The organism is bacterium, assembly GCA_030019025.1.
Taxonomy (GTDB): Bacteria; Hydrothermota; Hydrothermia; order UBA1063; family UBA1063; genus UBA1063.
The window spans coordinates 1-13,449 of sequence record JASEFR010000037.1 but is presented as its reverse complement, the minus strand read 5'-3'; the positions used below and the strand labels follow the sequence as shown (position 1 = coordinate 13,449).

Here is a 13,449-nt window from a genome sequence, read left to right as displayed (position 1 = left end):
TGTAAAGTGAAATCATCTGGCTTTTCATTTCAGAAATTTTTTCCAGCATTGAGGATGTGAAATTCTGTGAAATAGGTATGGGAATTTGCATCATCTCACCTGACCGCCTTATCATGGAGGCTTGTTCTTTCATGAGATTTTCCAGCATTTTCATTGCTTCTATGCCGCCGCCTTGAGAAGTGGATTTGGCCGCTGCATCCATTCTGAAGAGGTCAAAAATAGCATAATTTAAGTAGTTTAAGGACACCGAAGGCTTTATGTAGAGGGAATCCATTGCAATGTCGAGTAATTTGGGGACACGAGAAGAGGTTATAAGGATAAGAATGCCCATTTTTTTCAATTCTTCTCGACATCTTTGCAGTGATCTCATAACATAAGGAAGAAAATTTTCGTTATTCAGGTTGTCTTCCAGTTCTAATGAGGTAATCAACAATTTCCTTCGGAGGCTTCCGATCATCTCTATAAGTTTGGAGATTTGCTGTTCAATAGCAGACTGTTTAAGGTTTTTCATATGTGAAAGCATCCCTTTGAGCTCTTCCCTTTGAGCTTCTTGAGATTTCAGAGTTAGGCTTCTATTATTGCCTGAGATAGCTTTTAAAATTTGCTCTTGGAGTTTCTGGATTTTACTAAAATTTTCATCCCATTCCTCTTCTGAAATTAGTTCTTTCAAATTTTCCCGAATTTTTTTAAAATTCTCCTCTATTTCGGCTTTGAATTCTTCTTCAAGGTTTTTTATCTCCTTTAGGTTTCCACTCTTTGCCAATTCTTGCAAGCTTTCCCTCTTTTCAAGCAATTTCTGGATTTTTTCCGTAGCGTCTTTTATTGTCAGCTCTTTTTTAGCCAATTCTAAAAGTTGCTCAAGGTAGTCTAACCTTTCCAGAATTTCCTCGCTTTTTTTACTGAGTTCTTCAGCTGTTTTTTTGTCAAATCTTCTAGTTGAATCTGTTAAAGACTCAAATTTTTTGAGTAGTTCTGGTAAATCTTTTTGCAAGATTGAATAAAGTTCTTCGCCCACTTTTTGAAGTTTTTGTAAGAGTTCAGGAGAAAGGGATATGTTTTGAAGATTTTCAACAGCTTCCTGAATTTTTGAGAATTGCTGAATGGCTGACTTCAAATCTTGCAAAATCCTCTCTGTCTCTATGGTGTTTTCCCCTTTTATTGTCTGTATTTTAAATGAATCAATGATGTCGGAGATCTGGCTTTTAAGCTTTGTGAAATTTTCCGCGCTTTTTTCGAATTCGGAGGCCATTTTTTCCATTTTGGATATTTCTTCTTTGTAGATCTCTTCAAGGGTTGGAAAAACAACGGTGTAAATCTGAGATGAGTCAATAAGTCCTGTTCTGTCCTGGGCAATTATGTAAAACCTAAGTTCATCACCTGGCAGCATTGTTTTCTGCAGATCTATTTCGTAGTTAAGGAGTTTTTCTATCTTATTTTCAGCGAGAGTCTTTATCCTCTTTATGCCACCCCTCAAAATATAGTGCAAGTAAGAAACTTCAATGCCATCTTCGTCAAAGATACGCGCCTTTATTTTCACCCTCATGTCTTCCGGGACATAGGAGAAAAGGGCTTGAGGCTCAAGGATTTCAATTTTTGGTGGGAGATTTGGAACGATGGATAAAGTGGTTAAATGAACTTTGCTTCTTAAGGTTTTGTACTCAATTTCTGCGGTTATGTCAATATCTGTCGAGGGGACGAGGGTAAAATCAAAGGACTCCTTGCCTGATTTTATGAATTCGGAGTTTGCGTATATATTAATCATGTAGGCTGGGCTCGAAAAAATCTTTATTCTGACAGGTGTTTTTTTAGTAACAGCAAGCCACAGCGGATTTGTATAATTTGCCCTTTGGATGTAAACCTTGAAAGAGTCAATTTGCGGTTTTTCTAAAATCCTTACGATAGAAGGCGATGTGGTAAAACCAGAAAACTTTCCAAAAACCTTGTATTTTCCTACAGATTGAAATCTGATTTGAACTGTGGAATCCTTAGCAACAAATTGTGGTTTTGAATTTTCCTTTAAAAGATAAAATTTGACCTTTTTCTCGGTCCTGAAAGTAATTGTTGTGTCTTTGAAAGCAATAACGTAGTTAGGAATAATTTCTCCTTGTGGAACTTCTCTAAGTCCTGAATAGATGGAAGGGAAAAGGGTGAATGCTAAAAAGACAAACATCATTGAATATAAGAAAAGTTTTGGTTCGGGTAAAAGGCTTATCGGTATTCTGGGTTTTTTCTGAAGTTTCTCCCTTAGCCTGTCTTTGAGGAGTTTTAAATAGGGTGTTTTGCTTTTTTTAAGCTCGTAATAAGAAATTAGGGACTCCTCTAACTCAGGATTGGCGTTTTCTATTATCCATAGGAAGGTTTTAAAATTTAGCCTTTGAATTTGACTTTTAACAGAGAGCGCGAAAAAGCCTGCAAAGATTACTTTGATGATGGTATAGAGAGTAGGGAAGGGTTTCATCGCTAAGAGAATCAAAACAAGGCTCGCAAATAGGAGGAGAATTTTAAAGAGGATTTTAACCGAGTAAGTTATATAAAGTGGAATTAACTTTTTAAGCATCCATTAGAACTCTAAGCCTTGTGGTGCGTAATTTTCAAAACGGGTATACTCTTTGATGAAGGTGAGTTTAATCTCGCCTACCGGCCCATTTCTGTGTTTTCCAACAATTACATCAACTATGTCTTCTTCTGGTGGAGGCCCTGAAAAGTTGATTTCGTCTTCGAGCTTTGGTTTGTGTAAGAATATAACAAGGTCAGCATCCTGTTCAATGGCACCGGACTCTCTAAGGTCAGATAACTGTGGCCTTTTATCCGAACGCTGTTCAATAGCTCGTGAAAGCTGGGAAAGAGCTACGACGGGTATTTGTAATTCTTTTGCCAGCGCCTTTAAGGACCTTGAGATGGCAGAGATTTCCTGCTGTCTGTTCTCTGCATTTTCGGGACCCTTGATAAGTTGGAGGTAGTCCACAAAGATTGCCTTTATATCGTGTTCTCTTTTTATTCTTCTTGCTTTAGCTCGTAATTCTAAGATTGGTATTGAAGGCGTATCGTCTACGAAGATTGGGGCTTTTTTTAATTGCCCTGCAGCAATAGTTATTTTTTCAAAATCTTCTTCCCGTATTATACCTTTTCTCAGCTTTGAAATATCAACTCGTGATTGCATACAGAGTAGCCTTAACCCTATCTGGTCAACAGGCATCTCAAGGCTAAACATAGCAGTAGGGATGCTGTTATCTACACTGAGGTAACGCATTATGTTTAACGCAAGGCTTGTCTTACCCTGGGAAGGTCTTGAGGCTATTATTATCAGGTCTCCGTTGTGGAAACCCGTTGTAAGTTCGTCAAGATCCTGAAATCCTGTGGGGAGTCCCGTAATGTTTGATCCAGTAGCCCTTATTTTTTCTATTAACTTTACATTTTCACTTACAAGGGTTTCCATTGAAACGAATCCTTTCCGAATTTCCCTTTCTCTAACGCTTAGGATCTGCTGCTCTGCGTGATCCAGCAGTTCTTCAGCAGGGAGTGCCCCCGTGTAAGCTTGTTTCAAAATTTCCGTGGTATTTTCTATGATTTTTCTGTAGATGGATTTTTCAAGAAGAATTTTGCAGTGGTTGTCAATTAAGGCAGGAGAGATAACACTTTCAGCAATGGCCATTATGTATTCTGGCCCACCAATTTCATCTAAAAACCCTTTTTTCTTCAATTCTTCTACTAATGTAAGTGGGTCTACCGTTTTCTTTGTTTCAAAGATTTCGGAAATGGTGTTGAAAATCTTTTTGTGAGCGTCAAGGTAAAAATCATCTTCTTTTAAGGTTTCAAGACCCTTATAAAGAGCCTCTTCACTCAAAAGCATTGCGCCAAGAACAGACATTTCCACTTCGCGGGCAAAGGGGAGTTCCTGAGCCAGATTCTCGTTAACCTTCTTTTGGTCTCTTTTTCTGCGGTCCGTCATACTATAATTCTCTTTATTTTAGATGAAAGCTTTGTAACAATTTCATAGTTGATTGTTCCACTTTTTTTCGCCAATTCCTCAACGGTTATTTGTTCTTGACCATCCTGTCCTATAAGTGTAACTTTGTCTCCAATTTTAATATAATCTATTACCTCTGAAGCATCAAAAATAATGTGGTTCATACAAATTTTTCCAATTACGGGAACCCTTTTACCTTTGACGATGATTTCGGCTTTACCTTTTAAGTTCCACATATAGCCATTGCCGTAGCCAAAAGGAATAGTCGCGACAAACATGTCTCTTTTTGCTTTGAAAAGATGGTCGTAACTAACTCCTTCGCCCTTTTTAATTTTCAGAATGTCAATGATAGTTGAGTATAGACTCAGAACCGGCTTGAAATTATAGTTTTTTGTTTCGCTACTTACAAGACCATATAGAGAGATTCCAGGTCTTACACTATTTGTGAAGTCAAGAAGAAGCTTTAGAATTCCCGAGGTGTTCTCCATGTGAATTAAAAGATTTTCTCTTTGTGGAATTTTTTCAACTATGGATTTAAATTTTTCCGCTTGGATTTTTGCGAATTTCGTGTTTTCAGGGAGCGTTGCGTAGTGGGAGAAAAGTCCTTTTAGTCTTAAGCTTTTGGAGTTATATATTATCTCCAGAGCTTTCAAAAGCTCCTCAGGTGATAGGCCTGAACGATTCATTCCTGTGTTAATTTCAAGGTGAACCTTAATGGGTTGGGCCAATTTAATGGAGTGTAACCAGTTGAGGTATTGTAGGTTTCCGACAAAGATATGGAAATCAAGTTTGGATGTTTCAAATAACTCTTTCTCGCTTAGAGAAGGAAGGGAGATAATAATCTTAGCATCTTTCAGATAGTCATAAAGTTCCATTGCTTCTTCAAAGTCTCCTACTATGAAGGCATCTACGTGGTCTTTTATGATTTGAGCCACTTGGATTAAACCATGACCATAAGCGTTTGATTTTATGACCGCCAATATTCTTTTCCCTTTAGCTTTTTCTTTGATTAAATTTACGTTGTGAATTAATGCATCTTTTGATATTTCTATCCAGTTTAATGACATATCAAAGCCTCAATCCAAACCCCAAGTTGTAAAAAGCGAAATTCTTTTTTGTTCCTTGATAGTTTGAGTATTGCACCGTGAGATAAATTTTTAGAGGCTTATCTGTGATCTTGATGTCAGACCCGAGGCTTAGACCTGTTGTATAAATAGTTTTCGTATAAGCAGGGTTGTGAATCTGGAAGTGAGTTAAATTTATTTTACCTTTTAAGTGCAGAGCATCACCTGGAAGGGGGGGTGTCACGAAAATAGCAGGGGCAATGCTCATTAATTTAATTTCGGAGTTTCCGGAGCCTAATAGTAAAAAAGAAGAAGCCTCAAAAGAAGCACCGGCTGATACTAATCGCCATTCCAACAAAGAAGATTCAACTCCTACGGTTCCACCACTCTTAATCAAAGTTCTTGATTCTCCGGTTGGTATCCCAACAGCTAAATAACCTTTCAAATTGAAGGCAGAAAAACTTAATAGAATTAAAAGCAAGTTCATTTGGTAGTTACGGAAATTCCGTCAAGTAAAACATAAGGGAATCTTGCGAAGCCTTTGCCTCTCATGCTAGGAATATCTTCAAAATCACTGGATATCTCAATTACCCTTTGAAAATCTTCATAAATGTTGCCGGAAATCATTGTGTCTTTCACCCTGCCAACGATTTCTCCGTTTTCTATGTAATACCCAAGTCCTACGTTTACCGAGTAGTCTCCCATCATAATGTTGGATTGGCCTGCACCTATAGGGAAGAGGAAAAGGATGCCTTTATCAATGCTCTTTACCATTCTATCCAGTGGGCTGTTTCCTTCTTTCATGATTAGATTGTGAAAATCTGGAGCGGGAAGTGATGCATAGCCTCCCCTTTTTCCATTGCCTGTAGGTTTCATATTAAGATCCGCTGATGTATCCAAGTTAAGTACAAAATTTTTCAAAACGCCGTGTTCAACTATTGGCCTTTTCTCAGCCTTTATGCCTTCGTCGTCGATGACGCAACTTCCAGGCATATCGATTTCTGGGTCGTCTAAAATTGTGATACTTTCATGGAGGATTTTTTCGTTAAGCTTGTTTTGAAGAGGTGACATTTTGCGTGCCAGGCTGAGACCGTTTACCCCTGAACCGATGGAGAGCGCAAGGGTAGATCCGACAACAAAGGGTGAAAAGATTACTCTATATTTCCCGGATTTTATTTTTGCAATTCTTTCGTGTCCTGTTAGGGTTTTTTCCATTTCTTTAGTTGCATTCCACAGCTCTTCTCTTGAAAATTTGCTCTTCGACCATCCCCATTTACCTGTGAAGATGAACCCTGCCTCGGTTATTGTAAAGAGGGATAGTGAGAAGTCGAAGTATTTAACCCTGGAATAGGCTATTCTGTCGGTTTTGTAGTTGGTAAGGTAATTTTCACTGTTCATTTCCACCAGATGGAAGTCAACCTTCCCATGATATTTCTCTTCCAGGTAGTTTATTATATCTTTTACATCACCGAAAATGGATTCAAAATTAATTTCGCTTTGAAAGTTTCCATATTCAAATTTTACCTCTTCAATTTCGGGAAAGTCGTACTTTACTTCTTTCGCATATTTGGCTGAGTTAATGGCGTAGTCAAGAACCTCTACGTTATCTATCTGGTTTGAATTACTGAAGCCTACACGGCCATCCTTTAAGATTCTAACCCCAACACCCTCTACTATCTTATGAGAAATGTCTTTGAGCTGACTCTGTTCAAAGTTTATGCTCTTCGTTTCAACTTTTGAGGAAAAGACTTCGTATCTTAAATTTCTATTTTTTGCTTCCTTAATTATTTTTTCCATTTATTTTCCTCCTATTACGACGTTTCTGATGCGAATGTGAGGAGCACCATCGGAAACGGGAAGGGGCATTTGGCCTCCCTTACCGCATCCTCCAAGTCCTCCGAAAATTTTCAGATCGTTTCCAATTGCGTCAATGTTTTTCAAGGTCTCAAAAAGATTTCCCGAAAGTACAACATCTCTCACGGGTTCGGTAATCTTCCCTTTTTCAATTTTATAAGCTTTCGCTGCAGAGAAGGTAAACATTTCAAGTTCTGTCTGCCCACCTAAAGCACCGACCACATATAGACCTTTATCAATTCCTTCGAGGAGTTCTTCAAAACTTTTATCTCCATTTTCTATATAGGTGTTGGTCATTCTGACAAGAGGTATATAGTTAAATCTGATAGCCCTTGAATTCCCTGTAGGTTCTTCATTCATTAGAGCTGCTGTGTATCGTGAATGGAGCCTCCCTACAAGCTTTCCGTTCTTTATAAGGTAGGTTTTCTTTGATTTGACTCCATCGTCATCGTAAGCTATGTAGCCTCTCTCACCAACCATGGAGCCATCGTCGACGACGGATAGGATTTCTGAAGCCATGGTTTTTCCGAGAGTCATAATCTGTTTCAATTTTTCGTTCCCGTAAACGTGGTCCGCTTCTGAGAGGTGACCAAAAGCTTCATGTATGAAGACTCCAGCTATTTGTGGATCAAGAATTACTGTGTATACACCACCTTCAACTTTGTCGGCTTTCAGGAGGTCCAGCACATCTTTTTTGATGTCTTCAAAATCCTTCTCTTTATTTAAAACCGTTTCATAGCCCCTGAGGTCTCCAAAGCTTCTATGGGCTCTCTGGAGAATATTACCTTCTTTACCAACAACACTTGCAGCGACTCCACAATATGGCCTCTCCTCAATAATTTCAGTCCCTTCGGTATTCACGTAATATCTTGTTAGTAGTTCTTCTCGATAAAGGACCGATATTGATGAAAATTTTTCGTTACCCTCGAAAATACTGTGATATTTCTTAACCAGTTCTACTTTTTCGTCAAAAGGAATAGTTTCTGGATGAAGGGTGATGGATGGAACCGCTTTGTCCTTTTTGGGTTTATCGGGGTAAAGTTCTACTTCTTTATCTATGTTAATCAACTTTGACAATTTTTCTGCACTGGCCAAGGCTTTTTCTGCGTCTTCAGGCCTCGTGAATGTAGCAAATCCGAAGGTACCTTTGTTGAAAAATCTCACAGAACCGCCGGAGATTACATTTGTGGTGGAGCTTTCGATGCGCCCGTTCACCATGTTTATATCGGTTACCTTCCATATTTCGTAGCGGATATCTGCATACCCGCTTGACACCTTTCCCAGCACTTCCTTAAGTTTTTCAAGCATTTTTAACTCCTTTATTTCATAATTTCGATTCTATAAGCCCTGATTTCTTCTTTGCCACGAAAAGTTGTTAATTTTCCTTCAATTTTTATCTTCACGCCGGGCATAAGGTCGTAATGACCCGTGATAAAAACTTTCATACCATCTTTCAAATAAATGATGGTATAAGGTTTGCCTTTCTTAGAGACTTTCTTTTCAACACTTTTTACTACACCGTAGAAAATGGATTTCTTGGTTTCTATATAGGATGGAGCGCTAACCTCTGATTCTTCCCACAACTTTTCAAAGTATTTTTTGAATTCTTTTGCGACCTTTTCGCTCTCTATCAAGACATTGCTTTCATTGTTTTCTTGAAGACCATAATAAGTCCAGTTGGTGGAACCTAAAAGAACATATTTGGAATCCACTATGACGAATTTGGCGTGAGTAGTTTTCTGGTTTTTGTCAGTTTTTATTTCAATGTTTGGTTGTTTTAAAATTCCTTTTATCTCTTTTACCGATTCATAGAATCCTTTGCCAAGGAAAGATTCTCCTCCCTCAAGGAGAATTTTTATCTTCACCCCTTTTCTGGATTTCTCTATTAGCTTCGAGACTAACATGTTTGAAAAACTTTCAGGTTTATCAGAATAGTAGGAAAACTGAAACATGCAAATTAAAATTTCCCTTTGAGCGTTATCGATTAGATTTGAAACAACGGTGTAGTAAGAGGAATCGAAAACCGTTTTTACTTTTGCACTTTCATCGGTGTATTCTCTTGCGACGCTTATCTGGAGAGTGATGAGCACAAAAAAGAATCTTCTAAGCATGATTTTATTTTAAAGGTGCAGATTTGAATCTAAGAATAAAATTTTGTGGCAGTGATTTTTGAAGTTAAGAGGTCTTGGCACAAAGATAGAGGAATACTCAATGTTTAAGAAAAATTGATGGATTTTCTTTGAAGTTTGAGAGTGCAAATTTATAATTTTCCCAAAGGAGGTAAGGATGTTATTACTTTTAATTATGTTAGTATCACAGTTCAATCCCACATCGGAAATCTCAGATTTTTACTCTGGCCGTTATTTTGCGACCAGTTTCCTATTGAAAGGACCACAGGAATTAATTCAGAATCCATCTTACCTATTCTTGATGAGGAATTCGCATCTTTTTTCCAATTTTAGCAATTTTTTCAGTAAAGGTAAACTCTTTATTTTTGGCGGAAATTTTAAAAGTGAACCGCTTATGGAAGGTGGGCTTGTTAAGATTGGTGGTGAAAAGTATCCTTTGAGTAATATTTTTGGCACTAAGGGATATTTCAGGAAGGATACGTTGCAGTATGAGGATACTGACTTTAATGGTTCCTATGATAGGGCAAGAGTAGTAAAGTTTGAAGTCAATGGAGATTCCACTATTTTCAACCTCGCGGCCGTCGTTGGTTTTCAGTTTGTTCACGAGAACTGGTTTGTATCAGCATCTTTTCTGAAGTCTCAATTCAATAAGGAATATCAGAATCCGGGTGATACTTTGAAAAATTTTGGCTATTTTAATTATTCAATGATAGAAGCTACCTATCCAGACAACCGCTTTATAATGCAGAAGACAGGATCCGGGGATTATGTGAGGAAAGATGTGGATAATCAAAGCTTTGTTCGCATTGGTGGTGGAGTTATAATAGATGATTCATCTTTTATAAGCTTGCTACTGGGATACAAGACTTCAGAACAGCAGACGACTATTGGTGGGTACTTTTCTTGGACCGTTGATACTGATACTACTCGAGAAGAAACCCATGTTTTATACGACCAGAGTAGGGTAGATGAAGGGATCTCTTTCTTAGGGAAGGGATATTCTTTGAATCTTGACTACTACCTTCCCAAAGGTCTAAAAAGTTTTAGAGAGGCTGGGATTTTTGTTCTAAGAGAGAGAAAAGCGGTAGATAACATTACAAAGATTGAAATGGGCTACTTGGGTAACTACAACACGGTGATCGACACTTTCATTGCAAAATATGATAGCTTAAGCTACAATGAGGAGAATTTTACGTCTTACAAAGGAAAAACGGAGAATTACTTTAAGGCATATTACACGGAAGTTTTTGAACTAAATTCTTCCACCAGGATTGCATTTGGAATCAATGGTTTCTATCGATACTGTTATTTGAATCTTTCTTACCGTTCTGTGGATTCCCTTTATGTAAGATATTTGGACGGTGATACCCTATCCAGTGATCCCGATGACTATGAGAGGTTTGTGATACAAAATAAAGTTGGCCAAAGAATAACCGAAGGTAAGGAATATGCAATTCAATTCCCTGTCGCGGTTGAAGTTAATCCATTTAACTTAAAGGGTTTAACACTATGGTTTGGTAGTTTATTTAATTTTACCCATGAAATAGTTGCTGAAGAGTTAAAAATTATCCCGTTGGGCGAGAGGGTTGATTCCATCATAAGAGGTGACTCCTCAACCAATGTTATAATAACACCGATCTCTCAAGTCAGGCAAAGAGCTTCTTCCAGTTCTGAAAGTTCAAATGTCTTTTTAACTTACGGTTTGAGTGTAGAACTTAGCAAAAATATAACTGTTGATGCCTACTTTAGAAATAGGCTAAGTAAATTTGATTTCGCAAATTTTGGAGTAACTATTAGATTCTAAGTTTTGTATTGGCTTTAAAACTTACTAAGCGACTATCTTTTAAGGTGTAAGCTCTTTAAGGTAAATTTACTTTATAAGCACTATATATCAAGGTTCGTGACAAGTGTAGCGTGTTCTATTATGTAGTTCCTCCGTGGTTCTACCTTGGGTCCCATGAGTATGCTTATAAGTCTACTGGCCTGAGCCGCATCTTCCAGAGTTACCTTCTTCAAAACTCTTTTTGCCGGATCCATGGTAGTTTCCCAAAGCTGTTCAGGGTTCATTTCACCAAGCCCCTTGTATCTCTGAATGGTAACATTCTCCACTCCATGTATTCTAATAAATTCTTCTTTTTCTTCTTCTGTATAGGCATATTTTTCCTCCTTCTTCGCCTTCAGTTTGTACAAGGGAGGTTGCGCAATATAAATGTACCCGTGCTCAATTAGGGGTTTCATGTATCTGTAAAAGAAGGTTAAGAGTAGGGTTCTAATGTGAGACCCGTCTACATCAGCATCAGTCATGATTATGATCTTCGAATAACGGGAACTTTCGGGTACGCAATTGTCTTTAATTCCAGCACCTATAGCCTGCATTAATATTTTAATCTGTTCATTTTCAATTACCTTTTCAAAGGGTGCCTTTTCAATGTTCAGAGTCTTGCCTCTGAGAGGAAGGATGGCCTGAAATTCCCTATTGCGACCTTGTTTGGCGGAACCACCTGCTGATTCACCCTCAACTATGAATAGTTCGGCCCTTGATCTATCCTTTGTCGTGCAATCTGCCAATTTCCCAGCGAGACCATTTGAATCCCATGAAGATTTCCTTCTCTCAATTTCCTTTGCTCTTCTTGCAGCTTCCCTTGCCCTCTGATTTTCAAGACACTTAACGATGATTGCTTTTGCATCGCTGGGGTTCTCCTCCAGGTATCTGGTAAATTCTTCGTAAACTGCTGAAGCGACAATGCCCGAGATGTATGTGTTGCCCAGTTTGGTTTTGGTTTGACCTTCAAACTGTGGGTCGGGTAATTTCACATGGATTATGCAAGTGAGCCCTTCCCTTAAATCTTCACCTTGAAATGCTTGGTTCTCTTTAATTAAATTGTTTTTCTTTGCAAAGTCGTTAAGAGCCCTGGTAAGCCCCTGTCTGAGACCTGTGACGTGGGTTCCGTGTTCCGTAGTATTGATTGTGTTTACAAAAGAAATCAGGTTTTCTTCATAACCTTTGTTATATTGGAGGGCAACTTCAACTTCGACCCTTTCATTCTCAAATTTTCTGTCAAAATAGAAGGGCTTTTCATTTATGACGTAATTACCTTCGTCAAGTTCCACAAGAAATTCCTTTAATCCACCTTCAAATTGATATTCATTGTATTTGCCGTTTCTCTCATCTTCTATAGATATTTTAACTCCTTTTACAAGGTAGGCAAGTTCTTTGAGTCTTTCGTTTAAAGTTTCAAAATCAAAATTAATGTTCTTGAAGATTTCAATATCCGGTTTAAAGGTGACTTCGGTTCCATGTTCCTCTGTTTCACCTATAATTTCAAGGTTTTTAATCTTTTTCCCTCTTGAAAAAGCAATGTGATAAATTTTTCCATCTCTATAGATCTTAGCCTCAAGATATTCGGAAAGTGCATTAACCACCGATGCACCTACACCATGTAAACCACCGGAAATTTGATAGGCCTTTGAACCAAACTTTCCGCCAGCATGGAGGTAAGTGAAAACAATTTCTACTGCAGGAATTTTTTCTTCAGGGTGTATATCAACTGGGATTCCCCTACCGTTGTCTTTTACAGTAATCGTTCCGTCTTTTCTAATTTTTACATTTATTTCTGTGCAAAAACCTGCAAGAGCCTCATCTATGGCGTTGTCCACTATTTCATAAACAAGGTGGTGTAACCCCTGCTTGGAGGTATCTCCAATGTACATTGCAGGGCGTGCTCTGACACCTTCTAACCCTTTTAGAACCTTAATCTCTCTCGCAGTGTAATTATTTTGCTCTTGCTCAAAGAGTTTTTCGTCCATTTATAACCTCCCAACAATGACGATATTTTCTGGGTTATTTTGTAGTTCTACTGCGTTAATTAGTGATAAAAGCTCAGCCCTCCTCATAAAAAGCTCATTTCGTAGGGCTGGACTTTTGATTTCTATGTAAATTTTCCCTTTAACAGTTTTAACTTTTCCGACACTTTCCTCGCCATAAGTTTTTATCAAATACTCGCGTAACTTTCTGGCCTTTTCTGCAAGACTAACACTTCTTTCTATTCCAAGATTTTCCAGAATTTTTTTTATAGAATCGTCTAAGTTTTTCATAGTTCTATAACCTTAAAAATTTTTGAGAGTTTCAAATCAAAATAGGGTGCGCTGATGAAAGATTGCGTGTTTAAATGAGATAAGACCAGCTCAACTCCTCTTTTGTCCAACACACTAAAGGGTTCATCCAGTATCACCATAGAGTTAGGATTGTAAATATTTAAAAAGGTAAAGTAAAATGCCAGAATTATCAAGCGTTTTTCTCCTTCAGAGGCATAAATTTTTGCAGGTTTTCCATCTATTAGAAATTCTATAGAATCCCTGTGCGGGCCGTTGAAAGAATATCCTCTTTCCAACTCTTCTTTTATAAAGCTGTCGAAGGAGATTCCTTCATCTGCTG

Annotated in this window: 12 protein-coding genes; 2 read left to right on the top strand and 10 right to left on the bottom strand. The window is 38.0% G+C overall.

Going from position 1 to position 13,449, the window contains the following annotated elements; all coding sequences use genetic code 11:
- From QMD82_08085 to QMD82_08070, 4 genes are all read right to left on the bottom strand, one after another.
- Positions 1-2,557, bottom strand: a 2,557-nt coding sequence (locus tag QMD82_08085) for a hypothetical protein (GenBank protein MDI6851874.1), incomplete at its 3' end; no start/stop codon positions are given.
- A 3-nt stretch (positions 2,558-2,560) separates the two neighbouring features.
- Positions 2,561-3,949 carry a replicative DNA helicase gene (gene dnaB / locus QMD82_08080; protein ID MDI6851873.1) on the bottom strand — a complete coding sequence of 463 codons (1,389 nt, stop codon included), beginning with the start codon at positions 3,947-3,949 and terminating at the stop codon, positions 2,561-2,563.
- On the bottom strand, positions 3,946-5,034 hold the full coding sequence (gene alr / locus QMD82_08075) for an alanine racemase (GenBank protein MDI6851872.1): 1,089 nt from the start codon (positions 5,032-5,034) through the stop codon (positions 3,946-3,948). Before alr ends, dnaB begins: the two co-directional genes overlap by 4 nt.
- Before the next feature lies 1 nt (position 5,035).
- A complete protein-coding gene (locus tag QMD82_08070) occupies positions 5,036-5,299 on the bottom strand; it encodes a hypothetical protein (GenBank protein ID MDI6851871.1) in 264 nt (87 codons plus the stop codon).
- Here QMD82_08070 and QMD82_08065 point away from each other — a divergent pair.
- Complete coding sequence (locus tag QMD82_08065; GenBank protein MDI6851870.1) at positions 5,292-5,468, top strand: hypothetical protein; 177 nt, start codon at positions 5,292-5,294, stop codon at positions 5,466-5,468. The two genes, QMD82_08070 and QMD82_08065, sit on opposite strands and share 8 nt — an antisense overlap.
- Positions 5,469-5,514: 46 nt before the next feature.
- Here the strand turns inward: QMD82_08065 and QMD82_08060 are convergent, their stop codons facing one another.
- Genes QMD82_08060 through QMD82_08050 form a run of 3 tightly spaced genes read right to left on the bottom strand, consistent with a single transcriptional unit; the run spans position 5,515 to position 8,996 of the window.
- Positions 5,515-6,828: a TldD/PmbA family protein gene (locus tag QMD82_08060; GenBank protein ID MDI6851869.1), complete on the bottom strand. Its 1,314-nt coding sequence runs from the start codon at positions 6,826-6,828 to the stop codon at positions 5,515-5,517.
- Entirely contained in the window at positions 6,829-8,193 is a 1,365-nt protein-coding gene (locus QMD82_08055; protein MDI6851868.1) for a TldD/PmbA family protein, read from the bottom strand.
- An 11-nt stretch (positions 8,194-8,204) separates the two neighbouring features.
- Entirely contained in the window at positions 8,205-8,996 is a 792-nt protein-coding gene (locus QMD82_08050) for a phospholipase D-like domain-containing protein (GenBank protein MDI6851867.1), read from the bottom strand.
- Between the two features lie 175 nt (positions 8,997-9,171).
- On the opposite strand from QMD82_08050, the gene QMD82_08045 reads away from it, so the two are divergent.
- The gene (locus QMD82_08045) at positions 9,172-10,818 is read left to right on the top strand and encodes a hypothetical protein (protein ID MDI6851866.1); all 1,647 of its coding nucleotides are present in this window, start codon (positions 9,172-9,174) and stop codon (positions 10,816-10,818) included.
- A gap of 80 nt (positions 10,819-10,898) precedes the next feature.
- Here the strand turns inward: QMD82_08045 and gyrB are convergent, their stop codons facing one another.
- From gyrB to QMD82_08030, 3 genes are all read right to left on the bottom strand, one after another.
- Complete coding sequence (gyrB, locus tag QMD82_08040) at positions 10,899-12,821, bottom strand: DNA topoisomerase (ATP-hydrolyzing) subunit B (GenBank protein ID MDI6851865.1); 1,923 nt, start codon at positions 12,819-12,821, stop codon at positions 10,899-10,901.
- Positions 12,822-13,109 (bottom strand): hypothetical protein, encoded by a 288-nt coding sequence (locus tag QMD82_08035; protein MDI6851864.1) that lies wholly within the window; start codon positions 13,107-13,109, stop codon positions 12,822-12,824.
- Positions 13,106-13,449, bottom strand: a 344-nt coding sequence (locus QMD82_08030) for a hypothetical protein (protein MDI6851863.1), incomplete at its 5' end; no start/stop codon positions are given. The genes QMD82_08035 and QMD82_08030, both read right to left, overlap by 4 nt.